17 protein-coding genes and 2 pseudogenes are annotated in these 22,428 nt (G+C 43.0%); all 19 read right to left on the bottom strand.

Going from position 1 to position 22,428, the window contains the following annotated elements:
* Positions 1-254: 254 nt before the first annotated feature.
* Positions 255-2,330, bottom strand: coding sequence for a type I DNA topoisomerase (gene topA, locus B9Z54_RS18575; RefSeq protein ID WP_113929882.1), 2,076 nt, complete (start codon positions 2,328-2,330; stop codon positions 255-257).
* 519 nt (positions 2,331-2,849) lie between these two features.
* Complete coding sequence (gene dprA, locus B9Z54_RS18570) at positions 2,850-3,743, bottom strand: DNA-processing protein DprA (RefSeq protein ID WP_113929881.1); 894 nt, start codon at positions 3,741-3,743, stop codon at positions 2,850-2,852.
* Between the two features lie 372 nt (positions 3,744-4,115).
* Positions 4,116-5,018 carry a succinate--CoA ligase subunit alpha gene (sucD, locus tag B9Z54_RS18565; protein WP_113929880.1) on the bottom strand — a complete coding sequence of 301 codons (903 nt, stop codon included), beginning with the start codon at positions 5,016-5,018 and terminating at the stop codon, positions 4,116-4,118.
* Between the two features lie 16 nt (positions 5,019-5,034).
* Entirely contained in the window at positions 5,035-6,195 is a 1,161-nt protein-coding gene (gene sucC / locus B9Z54_RS18560; protein ID WP_113929879.1) for an ADP-forming succinate--CoA ligase subunit beta, read from the bottom strand.
* A 715-nt stretch (positions 6,196-6,910) separates the two neighbouring features.
* On the bottom strand, positions 6,911-7,195 hold the full coding sequence (locus tag B9Z54_RS18555) for an EscU/YscU/HrcU family type III secretion system export apparatus switch protein (RefSeq protein ID WP_113929878.1): 285 nt from the start codon (positions 7,193-7,195) through the stop codon (positions 6,911-6,913).
* The gene (locus tag B9Z54_RS18550) at positions 7,192-9,054 is read right to left on the bottom strand and encodes a hypothetical protein (protein ID WP_113929877.1); all 1,863 of its coding nucleotides are present in this window, start codon (positions 9,052-9,054) and stop codon (positions 7,192-7,194) included. The genes B9Z54_RS18555 and B9Z54_RS18550 overlap by 4 nt, the downstream gene beginning before the upstream one ends.
* A 13-nt stretch (positions 9,055-9,067) precedes the next feature.
* Positions 9,068-9,844: a ribonuclease HII gene (locus B9Z54_RS18545; protein ID WP_113929876.1), complete on the bottom strand. Its 777-nt coding sequence runs from the start codon at positions 9,842-9,844 to the stop codon at positions 9,068-9,070.
* A 115-nt stretch (positions 9,845-9,959) separates the two neighbouring features.
* Positions 9,960-10,826, bottom strand: coding sequence for a ribosome biogenesis GTPase YlqF (gene ylqF / locus B9Z54_RS18540; protein WP_113929875.1), 867 nt, complete (start codon positions 10,824-10,826; stop codon positions 9,960-9,962).
* A gap of 225 nt (positions 10,827-11,051) precedes the next feature.
* Positions 11,052-11,603 carry a signal peptidase I gene (gene lepB, locus B9Z54_RS18535; protein WP_113929874.1) on the bottom strand — a complete coding sequence of 184 codons (552 nt, stop codon included), beginning with the start codon at positions 11,601-11,603 and terminating at the stop codon, positions 11,052-11,054.
* Between the two features lie 451 nt (positions 11,604-12,054).
* The gene (gene rplS, locus B9Z54_RS18530) at positions 12,055-12,399 is read right to left on the bottom strand and encodes a 50S ribosomal protein L19 (protein ID WP_113929873.1); all 345 of its coding nucleotides are present in this window, start codon (positions 12,397-12,399) and stop codon (positions 12,055-12,057) included.
* Positions 12,400-12,533: 134 nt separating this feature from the next.
* Positions 12,534-13,277, bottom strand: coding sequence for a tRNA (guanosine(37)-N1)-methyltransferase TrmD (gene trmD, locus B9Z54_RS18525; protein WP_113929872.1), 744 nt, complete (start codon positions 13,275-13,277; stop codon positions 12,534-12,536).
* Positions 13,274-13,792: a ribosome maturation factor RimM gene (gene rimM / locus B9Z54_RS18520; RefSeq protein ID WP_113929871.1), complete on the bottom strand. Its 519-nt coding sequence runs from the start codon at positions 13,790-13,792 to the stop codon at positions 13,274-13,276. The genes trmD and rimM overlap by 4 nt, the downstream gene beginning before the upstream one ends.
* A gap of 11 nt (positions 13,793-13,803) precedes the next feature.
* A pseudogene (locus tag B9Z54_RS18515) lies at positions 13,804-14,189 on the bottom strand (YlqD family protein).
* Between the two features lie 317 nt (positions 14,190-14,506).
* Positions 14,507-14,740, bottom strand: a complete 234-nt coding sequence (locus B9Z54_RS18510) for a KH domain-containing protein (RefSeq protein ID WP_113930124.1) — start codon at positions 14,738-14,740, stop codon at positions 14,507-14,509.
* Between the two features lie 11 nt (positions 14,741-14,751).
* The gene (gene rpsP / locus B9Z54_RS18505; protein ID WP_113929870.1) at positions 14,752-15,024 is read right to left on the bottom strand and encodes a 30S ribosomal protein S16; all 273 of its coding nucleotides are present in this window, start codon (positions 15,022-15,024) and stop codon (positions 14,752-14,754) included.
* Positions 15,025-15,141: 117 nt separating this feature from the next.
* On the bottom strand, positions 15,142-16,485 hold the full coding sequence (ffh, locus tag B9Z54_RS18500) for a signal recognition particle protein (protein ID WP_113929869.1): 1,344 nt from the start codon (positions 16,483-16,485) through the stop codon (positions 15,142-15,144).
* A gap of 11 nt (positions 16,486-16,496) precedes the next feature.
* Positions 16,497-16,829, bottom strand: coding sequence for a putative DNA-binding protein (locus B9Z54_RS18495; protein ID WP_113929868.1), 333 nt, complete (start codon positions 16,827-16,829; stop codon positions 16,497-16,499).
* 1,009 nt (positions 16,830-17,838) lie between these two features.
* On the bottom strand, positions 17,839-18,834 hold the full coding sequence (ftsY, locus tag B9Z54_RS18490; RefSeq protein WP_113929867.1) for a signal recognition particle-docking protein FtsY: 996 nt from the start codon (positions 18,832-18,834) through the stop codon (positions 17,839-17,841).
* 14 nt (positions 18,835-18,848) lie between these two features.
* Positions 18,849-22,417, bottom strand: a pseudogene (smc, locus tag B9Z54_RS18485) (chromosome segregation protein SMC).
* Positions 22,418-22,428 lie beyond the last annotated feature (11 nt).

Below are 22,428 nucleotides of genomic sequence, written 5' to 3'. Positions count from 1 at the left end.
AGGTTTTCCTCTCTAAATGGTCGAGTAGCTTTTTTCTTGCCTACCAGAATATTCACTTGAATATTGGCGTTACCATATGAGGTTCATATAAATTAGCAACAAAGTTTACGAAAAGAGGGTCATTATACGGGAATTCTCTTTTATTGATGCATAATCGTTTCTATCCCTGTCGTTTTCACAATCATCAACCTTAAAGATACCATATAATTATACAAAAGGAAAAAGTGAGCCTTGTCAGCTCACCATCGGTTCCTTTATTGCTGTGTTTCTTCTTTATAATCACACGTGGAACATTGCACCTGAACACCCTTTTTCAGCTTTTTCTCTATTAAGAGATGTTCGCATTTAGGGCATTTTCTGTCAATCGGTTTGTCCCAAGACAGGAATTCACACTTAGGATATTGATCACATCCGTAGAAGATCCGCTTCTTTTTACTCTTTCTTTCGATGATATTCCCCTCTTCACACTCAGGGCACTTGACACCGATTTCTTTCACAATTGCTTTTGTATTTCGACAGTCAGGAAAGTTGCTGCAAGCCATGAACTTTCCATAGCGTCCCATTTTGTACACCATTGGATGTCCGCAGTTTTCACAATCCTCGCCTGCAGGTTCATCTTTAATTTCTACTTTCTCCATCTCTTCTTCCGCTTTTTCCAGATGTTTTTCAAATCCTTTATAGAATTGATCAATAATGTTGACCCATCTTTCTTTACCATCTTCAACATAATCCAGATCCCGTTCCATATTGGCAGTGAATTCAACATCGATGATATCCGGGAAGAACTCTGAAACAAGTTCAGAGACGATTCCTCCAAGCTCAGTTGGAATAAAGCGTTTGTTGTCGAGGCTGACATAGCCTCTCCTTTGAATGGTATCCAATGTCGGCGCATACGTTGAAGGACGGCCTATGCCAAGCTCTTCCAATGTCCGGACAAGCCTTGCTTCAGTGTATCTTGGCGGTGGCTGAGTGAAGTGCTGCTTAGGATCAATGTCTTTGTAGTTGACAATGTCCCCTTCCTCTAGTGCAGGCAGCATGTTCTCCTTCTCTTCTTTTCCGTCATCTGTTCCCTCTACATACACTTTCATGAATCCCGGAAATTTAACTTTAGATCCGTTGGCACGGAAAACCACTTCTCCATTTACAATATCCACGCTCATTGTATCCATAATTGCTGAAGCCATCTGACTTGCAACAAATCGTTCCCATATCAGCTTATAAAGCCTCAATTGATCTCTGGATAGGTACTCTTTCATGGAAGCGGGATCTCTTAGTGTCGAAGTAGGACGTACTGCTTCATGGGCATCTTGTGATTTTTGTCCCTTTTTCTCTTTTCTCTCCTGGCTCTTGATGAACTCACTGCCATATTTTCCAGTGATATACTCTGATGCTTCTTTCTGAGCCACCTCAGAAATCCGGGTAGAATCTGTTCTCATATATGTGATGAGACCCACAGTACCCTCTTTGCCGATCTCAATTCCTTCGTATAGCTGCTGAGCGAGCATCATCGTTTTCTTAGCCCTGAAATTTAATTTCCGTGCAGCTTCTTGCTGTAAGGACGATGTTGTGAACGGGGCAGCAGGATTACGTTTTCTTTCTTTCTTGGTGACTTTCTTGATTTCAAATGAATCACCTTTAATCTTTTTTAGAACATCCTTTACTTCTTTTTCAGTTTTCAGGTCCAGCTTGTTTCCGTCCAACCCATAAAAGGCTCCTTGAAAAGAACTCTTCCCTTTGTTAAATTCAGCATGGATGGTCCAGTATTCTTCCGGGATGAACTCTTTAATTTCTTTTTCGCGGTCAATGATCAGTCTTACAGCTACTGATTGAACCCTGCCGGCACTAAGCCCTTTCTTGACCTTTTTCCAAAGCAAGGGGGAGATGTTATAACCAACGAGCCTGTCCAAAATCCTTCTTGCCTGCTGGGCATCGACCAAATCCATATTTATGGCACGCGGGTGCTTGAAGGATTCCTTTATGGCATCCTTCGTAATTTCATTGAAGACGACCCTGCACTCAGAATGGACATCCATATCGAGACTGTGGGCCAGGTGCCAGGCTATCGCTTCTCCTTCTCTGTCGGGGTCAGCTGCGAGATATATTTTTTTAGCTTTTTTAGCAGCTGTTTTCAATTCCTTCAATACGGGTCCTTTTCCGCGAATCGTAATATATTTTGGATTAAATCCATCATCCACATCCACACCCATTTGGCTTTTAGGCAAGTCGCGCACATGGCCCATAGAAGCACGGACCTTATATTTCTTTCCTAAATATTTCTCGATTGTTTTCGCCTTTGCCGGCGACTCAACAATCACTAGATAATCTGACATTAAATTGCCTCCTTAAAGAGGGAAATCGTTTATTTTTCATTCTAATTTTAAAGATCTTTGTCTTCATAAATACTTGCAAGCAACCGGGACCTGAAAAAAACAAGTGTCCCACTCACCCGTGAAAGGCTTGGACTACAAGGAAATCAGCTTGCTGAGAGCTTCATTCTTACCTTCACCAGCCAGCCTTAGTTAAGAATATTGTATTTAATAGCTTAGTTACGTTTCTTTTACGAAATCAGCTATCTTCTGGTTATTTTATAGTAACTAATAGAGCCGAGGAAACGTTTCCAACAGCTCTAACAAAAAGAAACTGCTTTTTTGTATTATATCTGTTGCAAAATGTATAACAGATTGAGAAGAAATGCAACCTTTTTCTACATTTTATACATATTTAAGGGTAATTTTCAAAAAATCAGCAGTTTTAATACTATTCTTTTAACCTGCTTCTTCTTTATCGTCCGTTGAACCATTCTATGCCAGGAAGACAGATATGTAAAGAACAGCGTATCTTTCTAAAGTTTATATGTTTTTATATGATTTATACGTGAATTCGGAAACAATGTCTTCAGAGGAAGTAATCAGCTTTGCTCCTTGCTGAATCAGGAGGTTGCTTCCCTCTGACAGGGCTGAATCCAATCTGCCGGGAAGCGCAAAGACATCCCGCCCTTCATTTAGGCTGTATTCTGCGGTAATCAGTGAACCGCTCTTTCTGTTTGCCTGGGTAACAAGGACAGCTTGAGTCAAGCCGCTGATGATGCGATTCCTCATCGGGAAATGCCAGCGCTGAGGCCGGGTGTCAGGGGGATATTCGGAAACGACAAGCTGATTTGCCATCATCCATTCAGCCAGCTTTCGATTTCTAGCAGGATAGATATGATCCATCCCCCCGCCAATTACCGCTATTGTTTCACCTTGTAATTCAATTGCTTCCCTGTGTGCAATTTCATCTGCTCCAGCAGCCAGGCCGCTGACAATAACAAATTCTTCTTTCACCAATTGAGGAAGCAGGAACTTTAAAGAGTCAGAAGTGTATTCATCTGCTTTCCTGGAACCAACAATGGCAATTTTTCTGTCTCTTTTCAGCAAGTCGGGCTTTCCTGAATAAAACAATACCCACGGCGGATCGTAAATATTTTTCAGCAAAGGAGGATACTCCTCATCAAGAATTGTCAGAAACTCAATATTTCGTTCTTTATAATTCTTCAATACCGGTAAGGGGTCAAATGAGTGAAATTGATGATAAAATGCGTTGACTTTACTGGCGGGAATTGGAAGGATACTGCGCAGGTCGCCTGGTGTCAGGTTGAGGATTTCGCAAGGAGAGGGTGTTGACTTCATAAGCAGGTGTATCGACTTCCAGCCTATGCTGTCACAGTGCTGAAGGGTAAAGAAGATGTTCCTGTCTTTATTCATTTTTACCTCCTGGTTAATTTATTTCTTCAGCTTCCTACATAGCTGTTTTCGAAAATTTCAATAGACGGATTTTCCTCGAGATACTGAGTATTTCTCTCTAATCGCAGGGAGGACCTCTTTTTTCTTGATTACAATGATGTTTCTGGTGAACTATGGAGTTATTTTCCAGGATTCATATTTACCAGTAACAAAGTTAACGAAATGAGCCTATTTAAAAAGGACTCAGGGTTTATAAAAACATGCTAGCCGGAACTTTCTCCTGAACAATAACTTTTTTTACAGCTTGCCCGCCATGATAGTTAAAGGATGGTTTTTAAAAAAGGACTGAATAGAATGGCTGTGTGCACCCTATTCAGTCCAGTTTCTACTATATTAATGAGTTTTGCAGCTATCGTAGATGCCTTTATCTTTAAGGACCTTGATAAGTGTTTCACCCATGTCAGATGGTGTCGGAGCTACTTCAATTCCACACTCATTCATAACACGAATTTTCTCGTCTGCAGTACCCTTGCCTCCGGAAATAATGGCACCTGCATGGCCCATTCGTTTCCCTGGAGGTGCAGTACGTCCGCCAATGAAGCCGACTACAGGCTTAGTCATATTGGCTTTCACCCATTCTGCTGCTTCTTCCTCAGCAGTACCGCCGATCTCCCCGATCATTATGACAGCGTAAGTGTCTTGATCTTCATTGAAGGCTTTCAAAACATCGATGAAATCTGTGCCGTTTACAGGGTCTCCGCCGATACCTACAGCTGTAGATTGGCCGATTCCTTCCTGTGACAATTGGTGAACAGCTTCATAAGTCAAAGTACCAGAACGCGAAACAACACCCACATGGCCTTTGGTATGGATATAACCAGGCATGATGCCGATCTTGCACTCATCCGGAGTGATGACGCCAGGACAGTTAGGACCTACAAGACGAGTCTTTTTGCCCTCCATGTAGCGTTTCACTTTTACCATATCAAGCACAGGGATATGCTCTGTGATACAGATGGCAAGATCCAATTCAGCATCTACAGCTTCCAAAATCGCATCCGCTGCGAATGGAGCAGGGACATAGATAACTGAAGCATTAGCGCCAGTTTCTCTCTTAGCTTCCTCAACTGTATTGAATACAGGAACTCCTTCAACTTCGGTTCCGCCTTTTCCTGGTGTCACACCAGCAACGATTTGTGTACCGTATTCAAGCATTTGCTTTGTATGGAAAAGAGCAGTCGAACCAGTAATACCTTGAACAATAACTTTTGTATCTTTATTAATAAATACGCTCATTAGTCCTCCGCCTTTCTTATCCTACTTGCTCAACAATTTTTTGTGCGCCGTCCGCCATGGATTCAGCGGAAATGATATTCAAGCCTGACTCATTAAGGATTTTCTTCCCTAGGTCAACATTCGTACCTTCAAGACGGACTACCAAAGGAACCTTAAGCTCCACTTGTTTAGCCGCTTCAACTACACCTTCCGCAATGATGTCACACTTCATGATACCGCCGAAGATATTGACGAAGATGCCTTTTACATTTTCATCTGAAAGGATGATTTTGAATGCTTCCGTAACTTTCTCAGCTGTTGCACCGCCCCCAACATCAAGGAAGTTCGCGGGATCGCCGCCATAATGCTTGACGATGTCCATTGTAGCCATCGCAAGGCCTGCGCCATTGACCATGCAGCCGATATTTCCTTCAAGGGAGATATAGCTCAAATCATATTTAGAAGCTTCGATTTCTTTTTGATCTTCTTCTTCAAGGTCACGAAGTTCTATGACGCTTTTCTGACGATACAGGGCATTTGAATCAAAGTTGAACTTCGCATCCAATGCCATGACATTTCCATCACCTGTCACAACCAAAGGATTAATTTCAACGATTGAAGCATCCTTTTGGACGTATACATTATAAAGTCCAAGCATGAACTTAGCCGCTTTATTGACAAGTTCTTTAGGGATGTTGATATTGAACGCGATCCGGCGCGCCTGGAATCCAGTAAGGCCGACAACAGGGTCGATATATTCTTTGAAGATTTTTTCAGGAGTAGCCTCAGCCACTTCCTCGATCTCGGTTCCGCCTTCTTCAGAAGCCATCAGGACCACTTGGGAAGTTGCTCTGTCAAGGACAAGCCCGACATAGTATTCCTTCTTGATGTCACAGCCTTCTTCGACAAGTAAGCGCTTAACTTCCTTTCCTTCCGGGCCTGTTTGGTGGGTCACTAACGTTTTTCCCAGCAGTTCTTCGGCATATGTACGTACTTCGTCAATACTCTTTGCGATTTTAACTCCGCCCGCTTTCCCGCGGCCGCCTGCATGAATCTGTGCTTTAACAACATAAACGCTTGATTCCAATGTTTTTGCTGCTTCTACCGCTTCATCCGGAGTAAAAGCCACTTTACCATTAGGTACGGGTACCCCATTATTTCTGAGGATTTCTTTACCTTGATATTCATGGATATTCATTTTCCATCCTCCTATCAAACTCTTTCAAAAATAGACTGCGCTTTCATTGTATAAAATGAAAGATTAGATGTCTACATATATGCACAAAATATTATATTAATTTTAAAATTCTGAAATATAAAGAGAGAAAAAGGGTACTCTTTTTCACCTTTATTACTTGAAAACGTTATCTTAATAAAATAATTTCTAAACAATTCTCCAACCGGAATCTCAGCATCCGGCACCTTAATCCATCAAGAGCCTAATTAAAAACTATCTTTTTTATAGTCTTACAATCATTTAATAAGGCTGTTTTCGTAAACTTTGTTGCTATTTAATATTAACTTGGTAAGCTAACGCCATTATTCACAGGAAATATTATGGTAATCAAGAAGAAAAGAGCTGTTCCCCCGTATAGAGAGAGAAATCTCTGTATACGGGAAGGAACCTGCCCTCAACATATTCCGAAAGCAACTCTAAATGCTGATACCATCTATTTAATAAGGCTTTTCAATTTTGCTTAAAATGCGATTTTACCTTAATTGCCCTTCATGTAGGAGGATTGGAGCGGAAGGCGTACGATCTCCTGCGGGACTAGCGGGACAGGGGAGACCCCGCAGGCGCAGCCGAGGAGGCTCACCGCCCGCCCCGCGGAGTCGTACGCCTGGAGCGGAAATCCATTAATTCTCATCAGAGACAATCTTTGCGAAAAGAACGCTGAAGTTTTCAATACGCTTCAGCTTCTTCCAGCTTCCTTGTCGACTCTGTACAGAAAAGCAAACACTTCTGCCACCGCTTGATAAAGTTCCTCAGGAATGGATTCATTAATATCGAGACTTCCCAGCAATTCAACAAGGGCAGGGTCCTCCTGTACTGGGATTTCATACTCTTTGGCCCTATCAAGAATATTGTCTGCAATCAATCCCTTTCCCTTGGCAACGACCTTGGGTGCCTGCTGTTTGTCTGCCGCATACTGAAGCGCTACCGCTTGCTTTCTCTTATTCTCATTAATTTTTTTCATATTTTAAGATCCACTCCAGAATAGGGAACTTCCCCCGCCAGTTCCCGGTACCTTTCCTTAACTGGTGCGGAAGTTCCAGATTCCTTGAAATTGACGGAGGATAATTTATAGCCAAGCTTTTCAAGGCCCTCCTTCATATTTAATGAAAACGGTCCTGATAATTCCTTTAACTTAGGGGTATCATTGTAAATATTTAACGTTATGGACCTGTTTTGGACTGTCATATCGACGATGACCTCTTTGATACTTTTCAATTCGAGATAGAATAATACACGGCAATATTCAGAATCAATCTTCCCTTTATCGGTCTTCCTTCCAGTCCATTGCATGGTCAGGTCTGTTCTTTGGTTGAGCCAGGATAGCGGCAGCTGGTAAACTACATGCTGCAGGGGCCCGTTCTCCCCAGATAGGACAGCGTGGCCGTTCAGCTTATACAGGAGCCTTTCAGCCGCATCCCTCGTCTCCCCTTGAGGAAGGTCTTTCAAAAGGGCAATTAAAGACGGTTTCAGTGAGTCGTTCAGGGACCGCTCCCCGGCAAATCCTGCAGCAAGCTTTGCCTCTTGGTTCAATCCCAGCTTTGAAATGAGATCCTTAATTATTTCCGGCAGACTTTCTATATGGATCCTGGCAGCATTTCCTTCATCAATCACCATCATCTTTTGAAGCAGTTTCATTGCCGGCTGTTCCGGGGGGCGGTTCTGATTCAGCTGCTCAATCATGCTCAAAAAACGATTTAATCCTTGCTGTTCTTTCCTTGAATGGATACCATTATTAAGGTTGAATTTTTCCGTATCCGTCAATTGAGTCATTCCTTTTTCCGAAAACACTGCTTCTCCCCGCCTGATTAATTCTGCCCCTGTTTTTATTAGCTCCTGGGAATCCCTTCCTCCGGTTTCCATGCTTTTCAAAACACTCTGGACTTCCTTGAACAGAAGCTGGCCCTTTTCATCGGGTGACTTCATTTTTGATAATAGTTCAGACAAAACGACCAGCTTATCCTTAATCGGGGCAGCCCCTCCAGCGATACCACCTTGACCGGCTTGACCTGAAGGCTTAGAGGTTTCTCCCGATAAGGATGCTGCCCTCTCCAAAGAAACGGACTCCGATACAACCCCCAACATTTGAAGAAGCTTGAGAGCCGATGAACGCGTTGTCAGATCTTCTCTATTATCCATTACCAGGCTAAAAGTGTTTTTAACAACTTTCTGAAATAGCTTGGTGTTTTCACTTTCTTTCACTTCTGTGAGAACTTTGAAAATCCCCTTGCTCTCCACCGGCAATGAAGTGTTTTTCTTTAAAGCCGCTTCAAGTCTGTTCAATAGCTCTGATACCGATTCCATGTTTTTTCCATATAAATGTGAAAGATATAGAGGCCGGGTAATGGTCAGGCCGGCACCCTTCAGCTTCAAAAGAGTTTGAATCCCTTCCTGCTTGTCCGATGAATCAGCCAGCAGTGCATTCATCCTGATCAATTCACCTTTTGAGAAAGGAAGGGAGTTCTTGACCATGAGAGTAACCAATTCCTTGATATTTCCCCCTTTTGGAAGCTGAAGATCGCTCATCAGCTTTTCAGCAATGTCTGAGAATGAACTTTTCACTTCACCCTGGAGAGTTGATATCACCTTCAAATTAAGAACGCCTTCATCCCCGAGCTCTGTTTGAAAAATATAATGGTTTCCTGCGACAAGCGGGGCTTCCAATTTCGCGATCATCTTCTGCCCCTTATAATTGATTTCCGCCATCCCTTCAGGCAACACCTTATTAATTTTCGCGTATATTACCTGTCCATCATTCAATTTGGATGGATAGTGAGATTTCTGAGCTTGAAATGAGCTGCTTTGTACTCCGCGTTCCAGCATAACGCCACCTTCTTTACTTCAACATAAGTTCTTTTACCGGCGCAAAAGAACTGCGATGGATTGGACACGGACCATGCTGGTTCAAGCCTTCCAAGTGCTCCTTAGTTCCATACCCCATATTCTTTCGGAATCCATACCCCGGGTAATCCTGTGCATACTTTTCCATCATCCTGTCCCTCGTCACCTTTGCGACAATAGAGGCAGCAGCGATAGAAATGCTGCGGGCATCTCCTTTGACTAAAGATATTTCAGGGAAAGGTGTTCCCAGTTCCATTGCATCAATTAACAGATGATCCGGATTCACACCCAGCCCATTGACGGCTGTAATCATGGCTTTCTTTGAAGCCTGGTAGATATTCAGCCTGTCGATTTCTTCTGAAGATATAATTCCTGTCCCCCAGGCAATCGCCTTTTCTGTAATTAGCTCATAAAATGAGTTTCTCTGTCTTTCGGACAGCTTCTTGGAATCATTTATCCCCAGCAATCGAAAATCCAGCGGAAGGATGACAGCAGCTGCGACAACCGGGCCTGCCAGAGGTCCTCTTCCCACTTCATCAATTCCCGCGATATACTGAAAACCCTTGAACTTCAATTCGTTTTCAAAAGAACTCATAAGGTTAAATTGCTCCTCCAAGTCCGCCTCTTGCTTCCGCTCGCTGCGCCATTTAGCGATGAGCTTTTGGACACCTTTTCTCTCATCATTAATGAATGATTGAAAGAGTTCGTTTTTTTCATCTGTAATTTCTGTAAGAATTTTCTCCGCTTCGGCTATTGTATAGTTTTTCGTCATATATGCACTCCTGTTTGCTGTCTATGTATGGTCCTTCTTTTTATCGGCAGGACTGTGAAAAAATAAACAAGCTGACTCTATAAGGGTAAAAAACACCTATGGAATCAGCTTCGTTTTATTGTTGTTCTTCACTAAAATCTTCAGGAAGATCAAAGGTTATTTTTCCAAGTCTCTCACTTCTGATATCCCGTACGATAAGGTCGGAGGTCTTGTCGTAGTCCACTCCGCCACCTGCAATCAGGCACCCTCTCTGGATGCCGATTTTATCAAAAACTTCTACGATTTCTTCAGGAAACTCATCGATGCCGTAGCGCTCTTCCAAACGCCTTGGGTAATGTTTTTCTAAGTAACGCAGCCCGTATATGGCAATATCCTGGAGGTTAAGAATGGTATCCTTAATTGCACCAGTCAAAGCCAGCTTATAACCGACTTCCTGATCTTCAAACTTCGGCCAAAGGATCCCGGGTGTATCGAGCAGTTCCATTTCCTTGCCGACCTTTATCCATTGCTGTGCTTTTGTTACACCAGGCGTATTGCCTGTTTTCGCAATGTTCTTCTTAGCGAGCCTGTTGATCAAAGTGGATTTTCCTACGTTCGGAATACCGACGATCATTGCCCTGATCGCTCTCGGTTTCATCCCTTTTGACTTCATCCGGTCGAACTTTTCACTTAAAATCTCTTTTGCTGCTTTTACAATTTCTCCTAAGCCGGTCCCTCCCTGGGCATTCACGGCAAGGGCTTTGATGCCTCTATCTGAGAAATACCTTATCCACTGATCTGTAAGTGCCCTGTCGGCCATGTCTGCCTTGTTTAAAAGGACAAGACGGGGCTTATGCTGGACAACTTCGTCGATCATCGGGTTTCTGGATGAGATAGGAATGCGCGCATCGACAAGTTCAATGATGATATCCACAAGTTTCAATTTCTCGGTTACCTGTCTCCTTGCCTTTGCCATATGTCCTGGAAACCATTGAATGGTCATATTGTCACCTCCAAATAAAGTTTCTGTTTTCTTACTTTAGGCTGTTTTCGTATATATTGTTGCTTTCGAAAAAATCCCAAGAGCCGGATTTTCCCTGGATACTAAGAGTTTTAACTCTAAACGGGGAAGAGAAGCTCTTTTTTTCGGTGCTACCAGATTTTATCTCCGTAATAGGGTTATTTTTTGAATTAGCATCAAATAGCAACAAAGTTTACGAAAAGAGCCTTACTTTATGAGTTCTATATCTTTGATTGGCCAATAAATGACATTGGTACTGCCAATGACTTCATCTACTTCCACGACGCCTATATGCCGGCTGTCTTTGCTGAAACGGCGATTATCCCCCATAACAAACAGAGTGTTTTCCGGAACCGTTTCCTGTCCGATTTTTTCTATTAAAGTAAAATCTTCCGTCAAAAGGCCGCCATCAATCTGTTCCTTATATTCTTCCAAATAAGGTTCGTCATATGCTTCACCGTTAATATAAAGTACATCATCCTTATATTCGACAGTATCCCCAGGGAGCCCGATTACACGTTTGATATAGTCCTTTTGTTCCGGAGCATGAAAAACGATTATATCAAATCGATCCGGTTGTCCGACGCTGTAACTCAACTTATTTACAATCATCCTGTCCCCATTATGTAATGTAGGCATCATTGATAAACCATCAACCACTATCGGCGTAAATAAAAAGTAACGGATCAGTGCAGCCAGTCCGACAGCAATCAATAATGCTTTGGTCCATTCCCACAGTTCATTCTTCTGCTTTGCCACCAGGTTCCCCTCCTGAGCCTCAATTTTTCCCATAGCCTTATTCTACAAAAAACAGGCACGGTTTACATCTGATTTACTTTAAAATAGGTCATAGTATGCAGTGTTTTAAATGATTATGTATTTTATGATTACTTTTGGGAGCAGTGGATTTTCCGCTTACCCCGCGTCTAATGATCCCGGATTGTTTCCTATCATTAAAAGACTTTTATAAAGACTCTTTTCGAAATTTTGCTGCTATTTAATATGAATCTCGAAATATAAACACCATAATTCGACATAAATATCCTTACTGGCAAGAAAGAAAAGAGCTGCTCCTCCTTGCAGAGAGAAACAACTTGGTCTATGGGGAAAAATCTGCTCTCGGGATTTTTCCAAAAGCAGCAATCCATGCGAAAACAGCCTTTATAAACTGAAAAAGGAGCTTGTCTCCAAGCTCCTTTCCATCTTAAAATTATCGAATTTCTTTGATACGGGCAGCTTTACCGCGCAGGTTGCGCAAGTAGTAAAGTTTCGCACGGCGTACTTTACCGCGGCGGATAACTTCAAGCTTTGCGATTTTTGGTGTGTGTACAGGGAATGTACGCTCAACACCAACACCATAAGAAATTTTACGAACTGTGAACGTTTCGCTGATTCCGCCGCCACGACGGCCGATTACTACACCTTCGAATACCTGAATACGCTCGCGAGTACCCTCAACGATGTTAACGTGTACGCGAACTGTATCTCCAGGACGGAAAGATGGTAAATCAGAGCGAAGTTGTTCTTTTGTAATTTCTTCGATCAATTTGTGCATCTATTTCATCTCCTTCCACCAGATGCTCTTACAAAAACGATTTATTGCAGCGGAACATCCTAATCGATGACCCGACAGATATTATCTGAGCAAGTCACAAAGGTTATAATACCATATCTATATAATTGAATCAACTAGTTTCTATCATTTTTCCAGTCTTCCAGCCATTTTTTTTGGCGGTCATTCAATTCCTTTATATCCAGCAAGTCGGGCCTTCTCTCAAATGTCCTTCTCAGTGACTCCCTTTCTCTCCATTCCTCAATGAGCTTATGGTTGCCTGAGATCAGTTCCTGAGGAACCTTCATCCCTCTAAAGTCAGAAGGCCTTGTATAATGCGGATGTTCAAGGAATCCGGATGAAAAAGAATCAAGCACAGGTGAATCTTCATTTCCCAGCACTCCCGGAAGAAGCCTCACGACGCTGTCTATGATGACCATCGCTCCCAATTCCCCGCCGGTCAGGACAAAATCACCAATCGATATTTCATCGGTCACCACATGCTCCCGGATCCTTTCATCGTATCCCTCGTAATGGCCGCAGACAAAGATCAGATGATCTTCCTGGGCCAGTTCTTCCGCCTTCTTCTGCGAATAGCGTTCTCCTTGTGGACAAAGCAGAATGACCCTCGGCTTCTTCTGCTCTGATGAGGTTGTCAGGGCTTCTACCGCGTCAAAGATCGGCTGCGGCTTCAGCACCATGCCTGCCCCGCCCCCATATGGGTAATCATCGACTTGTCCATGTTTGTTATCGGCAAACTCCCGAAAATTAACGACGTTATATTGGACAGCGCCTTTTTCTTCTGCTTTTTTCAGAATGGACTCTCCGAATACGCCGCTGAACATCGAAGGAAATAGAGAAAGAACATCTATTTTTTTCATGACAGCAGCCCTTCCAGCGGATCTATCAGAATTATCTTGTTCTCAATGTCAATTTCCTTGACAACGTCATCAATATAAGGAATGAGAATTTCTTTTCCTTTAGCCCCTTTGACAACCCAGACATCATTCGCCCCCGGGGTAAGGATTTCTATAATAGAACCCACTTTTTCTCCAGCTGCCGTCTTGACCGTGCAGCCGATGATCTCATGAAAGTAGAATTCTCCTTCTTCAAGGTTTCCGAGCTGAGTTTCATTAATTTTCAAAATTCCATTCTTAAAGGGCTCAACCTTGCTGATGTCCGAATAACCAACAAAAGTAAGCAAATCAAAATTTTTATGCTTGCGATGTGTTTCAACTGTCAATTCGACAGGGTCTTTTCCTTTTTCAGAAAAAAGATACAGGGTACTGCCCTTCTTGTATCTTTCATCTGGAAAATCAGTCCGGGAAATGACTCTGACCTCACCTTTGACTCCGTGTGTATTAACAACCTTGCCGACATTGAACCATTTATCCATTTGTATCACCTCTAACGTATTTCACTTATGTACCCGTCTTTTACTACGATTGTCCGGGAGAGATTCTTTTCTTCCCAATTATCTCCCACTTGCACTTCCAAAATTCCCTGTATTTCTTTATCTTTCAATTCACTTCCAAGAGGGAGTATCTGAAGCTGATCAATCTGGAAATCTGTCAGTTTGATTTTCTCCACTCTTAACTCTATCTCTTTTTCAAAATGGGATTTTAAATTCTGCGAGGAATACTTTTTTGTTTTTCCATCTTCTTCAATTCAAATCTAAGCTGATCACATTCTTTGTGCAGTTGAAACTTCTTCCCCTCATACTTATCCAGCAATGCTTTCTTGCTCGATTCCGTCAGCACCTGGTTCACGGTGACATTCTGGAGAATCTTCATTTACCCGCCTCCTGTGAATGTGTTCATTTTATTTTGCTTCCGTCAAGTCATATAAGCGAAACATTAATCAGGCTAGTATCTTTGCAAATAGGAGCATGCCGGACGAAGGCTGCTTGCCCACGAAGCGTACAGACGCATTCTGTACAGCTTTGGAATGATAATGATTCCAGAGATCCCTTTTGCCCTATAAAATGGTATATAAAAAGGGAGGTTTTTTCTCCTCCCTTTGGTACTGTCTGATATGTACCGGTGTCCGCGGCACCCCCAGCCGAAGGATTACCTCGATGGGCGGAGCCGCTGATACCGGTTCTTGATGCTCACTCTGCGATTTCCAGAAAGACTCTCTTTTTTTCATGTGATCCTGCTGCAGCATAAACTACTGTCCGAATCGACTTTGCAACCCTTCCTTGCTTTCCAATCACTTTGCCCATGTCATCGGAATGAAGCATAAGCTTGTAAGTGACAGAATCATCATTTTCCTCCACATCTATTTCTAAATGTTCAGGATGATCTACAAGGGGAGCCACAATCGTTAAGATCAAATCTTTCATTCGTTCCACAATTACTTGCTGTATTTAGCGTTGTGGAATTTTTCCATGATACCTTGTTTAGAGAAAATGTTGCGGACTGTGTCAGATGGTTTCGCACCATTTTGCAGCCATTTAAGAGCAAGCTCCTCATTGATATCAACTACAGCTGGTTCTGCAACCGGGTTGTAAGTTCCAACTGTTTCAATTTGACGTCCATCACGCGGTGAACGAGAATCTGCTACTACAATACGATAGAAAGGGGATTTATTAGCTCCCATACGTTTTAAACGAATTTTTACTGCCATGTTTAAAGCACCTCCGAATAGTTTTACACAAGTAGATATATTATCAGTGTGTATTTTGTTTGTAAAGTGTTTTTTCTTAACAGTTGAATTTTCTTTTTCACAGTTAAGATTTAAAGCCTACATGAACGGGAATTTCATGCCTTTTTTCTTGCCTTTTCCCTGCATTCCGCTCATTTGTTTCATCATTTTTTTCATATCTTCAAACTGCTTAAGCAAGCGGTTGACTTCCTGGATATTCCTTCCGCTTCCCCTTGCAATCCGTTTTTTCCTGCCGGCATTGATAGTTTCCGGATGCTGCTTTTCTTCTTTAGTCATGGATTGAATGATCGCTTCGACGTGGCTGAGCTGTTTTTCATCCACTTGCAGTTTATCCAGGCCCTTCATCTTGTTAGCACCAGGCATCATCTTGATCAATTCATCAAGAGGACCCATTTGTTTAACTTGTCCAAGCTGTTCAAGAAAGTCTTCAAAGGTAAAGGACATAGTCCTCATTTTCTTTTCAAGCTCTTTGGCTTTCTCTTCATCAACGTTCGCCTGGGCTTTCTCAATCAGCGACAGTACATCTCCCATTCCAAGGATACGGGAAGCCATTCGCTCAGGATGGAAAGCTTCAAGTGCGTCCAGCTTTTCACCCATCCCGACAAATTTAATCGGTTTCTCCGTAACAGAACGGATGGATAGTGCCGCTCCGCCTCGAGTATCTCCGTCCAATTTGGTCAGGACGACTCCTGAAATCCCCAATGAATCGTTAAAGCTTTGGGCAACATTCACAGCATCCTGTCCCGTCATGGCATCGACAACAAGAAAGATTTCGTCAGGATTCGCAAGCTCCTTGATATCCTCCAATTCACCCATCAGCTTTTCATCTATGTGAAGGCGTCCGGCTGTATCTATCAGAACATAATCGTGGTGCTCTTCCTTTGCTTTCTCGATTGCCTGCTTCGCAATTTCCACAGGACTCACCTGATCTCCCAAAGAGAATACAGGCATGCTCAATTGCTTTCCAAGTGTTTCCAGTTGTTTGATCGCTGCAGGACGGTAAATATCTGCCGCCACCAGCAAAGGTTTGCGGTTATATTTCTTTCTCAGAAGATTGGCGAGCTTACCAGTAGTCGTTGTTTTACCTGCACCTTGAAGACCGACCATCATAATGACGGTAGGCGCACGCTTGGCAACAGCGATTTGGCTTTGCTCTCCTCCCATTAAGTCGGTAAGTTCTTCTTTAACCACCTTGATGACCTGCTGACCCGGTGTCAAACTTTGCATGACCTCCTGGCCGACAGCACGTTCACTTACCTTTTTAACGAAAGTTTTTACTACTTTGAAGTTTACGTCTGCTTCAAGCAATGCAAGACGGACTTCGCGCATCATTTCTTTTACATCCGCTTCATTGACTTTCCCTTTGCCGCGGATCTTCTGAATTGTGCCTTGCAGTCGGTCGGCTAATCCTTCAAATGCCATAATGCCGCCTCCTAATCCAATTTCTCGAGCTTTTCGAACAGCTCTTCTAATTCTGACGTTTTATTGTCTTGTTTATTAAGTAACTGTTTGATTTCCCGCAAAAGCTTGCTGCGCTCTTGAAACTTCTGAAATAATAAAAGCTTCTCTTCATATTCCTCAAGCATCGCTTCTGTACGCTTGATATTGTCATAAACTGCTTGCCGGCTGATCTCATATTCCTCGGCAATTTCGCCAAGAGAGAAGTCGTCCAAGTAGTAGAGGGACATGTAACTGCTTTGCTTGGGAGTTAAAAGCGACTGGTAGAAATCATACAGATAGTTCATTCTTGTCGTTTTCTCAAGCATTTCCTCACTCCCTCATGTGTTAAGTGAAAAACCTTTACATAAGAAGGATACAGAGTTTCAATAAAAATGTCAAGGTCTAAGCGGAAGTATGCGGTTACTGTTTGTTTTTTACCTCTTTTCGCAAAGATTGCGGCTATTGAGAAGTAATGGATTTCCGCTCCAAGCGTACGACTCCGCGGGGCGGGCGGTGAAGCAAAAGCGGAAGCGGCCGTTCAGCGACGTACAGATTTTAGGGCTCTCGCATGAGATAAAGGAATCACGAAGAGCGATAGCGATTCGATGATGACTTATCTATATAAAGTGGAAAGGCCCCGCTCAGCGGCGTACGGACTGGACTGACTCCGCATGAGATAAAGGAAACACAACAAACGTAGTGAGTTGATGTTGACTTATCGCAAGGAGGAGGCAGGGAAGTACGCTAGCCGTTGGGCCTTGCAGCTAGATTAGCAAGGAGAGAGACCGAAATCTGCTAGGCGCTGGCCGCTGGAGCTGGATGAGCCTCCTCGGCTTCGCCTGCGGGGTCTCACCTGTCCCGCTAGTCCCGCAGGAGATCGTACGCCTTCTGCTCCAATCCTCCTAAGTAAAGGGGGATGATAAAACCGCATTCAAAAGCAGGATTTTTTGAAAAGAGCCTTTTAAATAAAGGGTGAGAAATTCCGCTTATTTAAGAAAATATCACTAATACAGTTTAATTAGGCGGAATAATTTTCCTTATTTGCTTAAAAGATTCAAAAATGATTCTTTTTGCTTAAGCTTAAAAATACCGCTTATGTAGCCTTAATTGAAATCTATTTCACAGTTTAACCGGAATTTTCCTCTTATTTTTGATTTAACAGGTGACTCAATGGCTAAGGTCCTACACAAGGAAAAACGCATTCTATGAAAGAACGGAATGCTCGAAAAACCAACTTTATCCTATCATGAAGTAAGGTTTTTTATACCACAGTATAAGCTCCCTGGAAATCAAAAAACCCGCGGCAAGCCAAAGGCTTAACGCGGTTCTGCAATTTTATTCTTCAATTTCCTCTTCATCGACCTCATTGGAGAATAGGCCGTAGACATACTTTTCAGGATCGAACGGCTGGAGGTCATCCACTTTCTCACCGAGGCCTACGAATTTAACCGGGATTTGCAGTTCATTTTTGATCCCGATAACAATTCCGCCTTTGGCTGTTCCGTCCAGTTTCGTTAATACGATGCCTGATACATCCGTTGCTTCCTTGAATGTCTTGGCTTGCAGCAGGGCATTCTGGCCGGTTGTTGCATCCAATACGAGGAGAACTTCATGGGGAGCCCCCGGAATTTCACGCTCTATGACTCTTTTTACCTTTTGGAGTTCATTCATCAGGTTGACTTTGTTTTGCAGCCGGCCGGCAGTATCACATAGAAGAATATCCGCGTTCCTAGCTTTGGCAGATTGCACAGCATCATATATTACCGCAGCGGGATCCGAGCCCTCTGAATGTTTAATGACAGGAACTTCTGCTCTTTGTCCCCACACTTCCAACTGATCGATTGCCCCAGCCCGGAATGTATCACCGGCAGCAAGCAGAACACTCTTGCCCTGTTCTTTGAACATATGGGCCATCTTTCCGATTGTGGTTGTTTTCCCTACACCGTTGACACCGACGAACAGGATGACTGTCAGTGTATCTTCCTGGATGTTAAGGTCATTGGAAGCACCCGCTTCTCCTTCATAGATTTCAACCAGCTTTTCTGAAATGACACTTTGAAGTTCACTGGTTTCCTGGATATTACGGCGTTGAGCTTCGTATCTTAATTGGTCGACAAGCTCCATGACGGTATCAAAACCGACATCAGCCCCAATAAGAATCTCCTCCAGTTCTTCAAAGAAGTCCTCGTCCACTTTACGGTATCTCGCTACCAGGTCATTTACTTTTGACGAGAAATTATTTCGCGTTTTTGAAAGACCATCTTTAAATTTATTGGTTACTGAATCTGAGGATGTTGAAAATTTTTCTTTTAATTTCTTAAAAAAACTCACTTTATGCACCCGCCTTATTTAACTTGAACAAATTCTTTAGTCTCTTCCAGCCTTACCGACACAAGCATGGATACTCCGGATTCCTGCATGGTTACCCCATAAAGGACATGCGCTTCTTCCATAGTTCCTTTCCTGTGAGTGATTACAATGAATTGGGTTTCCTGGCTGAACTTCTTCAGATATTTACTGAACCTTTGTACGTTGGCTTCATCAAGAGCTGCTTCGACCTCATCAAGGATACAGAAAGGGACTGGACGGACTTTGAGAATGGAAAATAACAATGCGATTGCAGTCAATGCCCGTTCCCCGCCTGACAGAAGGCCAAGGTTTTGAAGTTTTTTCCCGGGCGGCTGTGCAACGATATCCACCCCGGTATTTAGCAGATCATCTGGCGTGGTAAGCTTTAATTCAGCTCTGCCTCCGCCAAAGAGAGCTGAAAATACCCCTTCAAATTCAGCTTTGATGGCATGGAAGGTGTAATCAAAACGCTTCACCATCTCTGTGTCCATTTCTCTGATTACCTCATGCAGGGTATCCTTCGCCTCCTGCAGGTCAGCCTGCTGCTCAAGAAGGAATTGATAGCGTTCAGAAACCCGTTCATATTCATCAATGGCACCAAGATTAACTGTTCCCAATTCTTCCAGAGCAAGTTTGATAAGTTTTACTTTTTTCTTGCCTCGGCTATATCCATAGAAAGAGGGTAATCTTCTTTAGCTGCTTCAAAGCTGAGCATGTATTCTTCTCTCAAGTGAGCAAGACGGTTCTCCAGCTCTACATCGAGACGGTTGATCTTCACTTCCTCATCTTTGAGCGCACCCAGTAATCCCTTGTGCTGCCTCTTCAGCTCTTTCAGATGAAGTTCTTCATCTTCCACTTCTGTTTGAAGCTTCATTCTTTCATCCCGGCGGCTGCTGATAAGACTTGCTGTCTCCTGTTTCTCACGAGCTCTCGCCTCGGCATCTTCCTCAAGTTTCGCTTCTCCCGAGAAATCGTTATCCATCTCGTTTGCAAGCCACTGAAGATCTTCTTCGTAATCTTTCTTCTTCTTCTCTGACTGTTGAAGCTCTTCATTGATGCGCCCCAAAACACTCTTGCTTGCATTAAGCTGTTCATAGCGTGCGGCAAGCTTGGCCTTCAGTTCACTTATTTCATAAGAAATTTCTTCTTTGGATGTCTTGTCTGTATTTTTCTGATTAGTTAAATCTTCTATTTCTTTTTCCATTGTCTGAAGTTCGCCGGCAATTACACCAAGTTCTTCCTTCAGCTCGTCTATCCTTTTAATATTCTTCGTTTTCTGATCTGAAAATTCTCCTTTTTCAAGGTCATATAATGAGAGCCTTTCATCCATGTTCTTTTGAGATAATTCCAATTCTCTCTGTCTGGATTTCTGTTCTTGCTCTTCATATCTCAACTGCTCACCTTTGAGCCTCATGTCTTCCAGCTTCTTTTCACTGAAAGAGATGTCGGACTTGAACTGTTTGATCTGTTCTTCCAGACCGCCCGTTTTCTCTTCCATCTGCCGAAGCTTGACAATTAACTCTTCCAGTTCACTCTTTCTGCTTAGCAGTGAAGATTTCTTTTGTTTGGAGGCCCCGCCGGACATTGAACCGCCGGGATTGACTACATCTCCATCAAGTGTGACAAAACGATACCTGTAGCCAGTTGTTTTGGCAAGGGCATTTGCTCCCTTTAGATCTTCTGTAATTATGACATTCCCCAGCAGGTTTCCGACAATGGAATGATACCTTTGATCATATTCCAAAAGATCGGAAGCCACTCCGACAAATGAAGCCTGGCTGTTCAATAAAGACAGCTGGGCGGAGGGAATCGATTTGCCTTTTATAACGTTCATAGGCAGGAACGTCGCTCTTCCATATTGATTCTTCTTCAGGAATGAAATCGCTTCACGTCCATGAGACTCGCTTTCGACGACCACATGCTGCATTGCTGCTCCAAGGGCAGTCTCGATTGCTTTATCGTACTGCTTCGGTACCGAGACAAGTTCCGCTACCGCACCTTCGATACCCTTCAAAGTGCTGTTCCTGGCTTTAAGGACTTCCTTGACACCTTGAAAGAACCCTGAATAGTCCTCTTCCAGTTCCTCGAGCATTTCTTTTCGTGATTTAGCCTGCTGAAGGAATTGGTAAGCTTGATAAAGCGTGGTCTCCAATTTCTGATATTTACTCTTCAAAGCTTCAAGATCACTTTTTTCTTTTCTGTAAGAAATGACTTGATCATCAATTGCCTCTTTCAGAACGTTAAGCTGCTGTTCTATATTGATCCTGGCTGACTTGATCTCTTCACGCTGGGCCAAAAATTTTTCATTGTCCTCATCCAGACGCTTGCTCCGTCCAGTTTGCTGATCAAGCTGTGTCTGCAGGTACTGAATTTCATTTTTGGCGGCAGCCTGGCGATTAAGCTTTTCTATATAGTCGCCTTTCAGGGTATCGATCATCGTTTCAATATCATCATTAAAATGCTGGAAACGCTTTTGTTTTTCTGAGAGTTGTCCCTTTAGGTTTTCTGTTTCAGTTTTAACCGAATTGAATTCTTCTTCTGTTTGCTGCTTTTCAACAGAAAGTTTTTGTATTCTGGATTTAGCTTCAACAATATTTTTTTCCAATTGTTCTCGATTATTGGAAGCATTTTTCTTTCTCTCGTGAAGAACCTGTTTTCTTCCTTGAAGCTTTTCAAGTTCTTCGGAAGTTGAAAGCAGAACCTCCTGCAGCTGAGTGATGGATTCATCAAGAGCGGCAGTATTATCCCTCAATTTTTCGAGCTGTGCTTCACGCTTTTGAATTTCGGCTGATAACCGCAGCTCATCTTTTCCATGAGATTCAAAGGAACTGCTCAAATCCTGCCATTGTTTGTGAAGGTCTTCAATTTCATAGACTGTTACACCGACTTCGACTTTTTCCAGTTCCTCTTTCTTCTCCAAGTAATCTTTTGCCATGGAAGCCTGAATCTTCAGGGGCTCTACTTGGCCTTCTAACTCTGAAATAATATCATTCACACGATTAAGGTTTTCCTGGGTTTCAAAAAGCTTTGCTTCAGCTTTCTTTTTTCTATTTTTATATTTCAGGACACCTGCGGCATCTTCGAAGATTGTACGCCTTTCTTCAGGCTTGCTGTTCAGGATTTCTTCCACTTTGCCCTGGCTGATGATTGAAAAGGCTTCCTTGCCGAGACCGGAGTCCATGAATAATTCGATGATATCCTTCAGCCGGCAAGGCTGTTTATTCAACAAGTACTCACTGTCCCCGGACCTGAATACCCTCCGAGTAACACTAACTTCGCTGTATTCGATTGGAAGTGCTCCGTCGCTGTTATCCAGGGTAAGGGTCACTTCGGCAAAATTTAAAGGTTTTCTGGAATCGCTGCCGCCAAAAATAACATCTTCCATCTTGGCTCCCCGCAGGGATTTGGCTGACTGTTCTCCAAGCACCCAGCGAATGGCATCGATTATATTGCTCTTTCCACTTCCATTTGGACCGACTACTGCTGTTACACCTGGAACAAAATCAACAGAAATTCTTTCTGCGAATGATTTGAATCCTATGACATCTAGTTGTTTGAGGAACATAGTCTTCCCCC

It is taken from the genome of Bacillus sp. P14.5 (assembly GCF_003316765.1).
Taxonomy (GTDB): domain Bacteria; phylum Bacillota; class Bacilli; order Bacillales; family Bacillaceae_B; genus Rossellomorea.
This window is presented reverse-complemented; position numbering and strand designations above follow the sequence as displayed.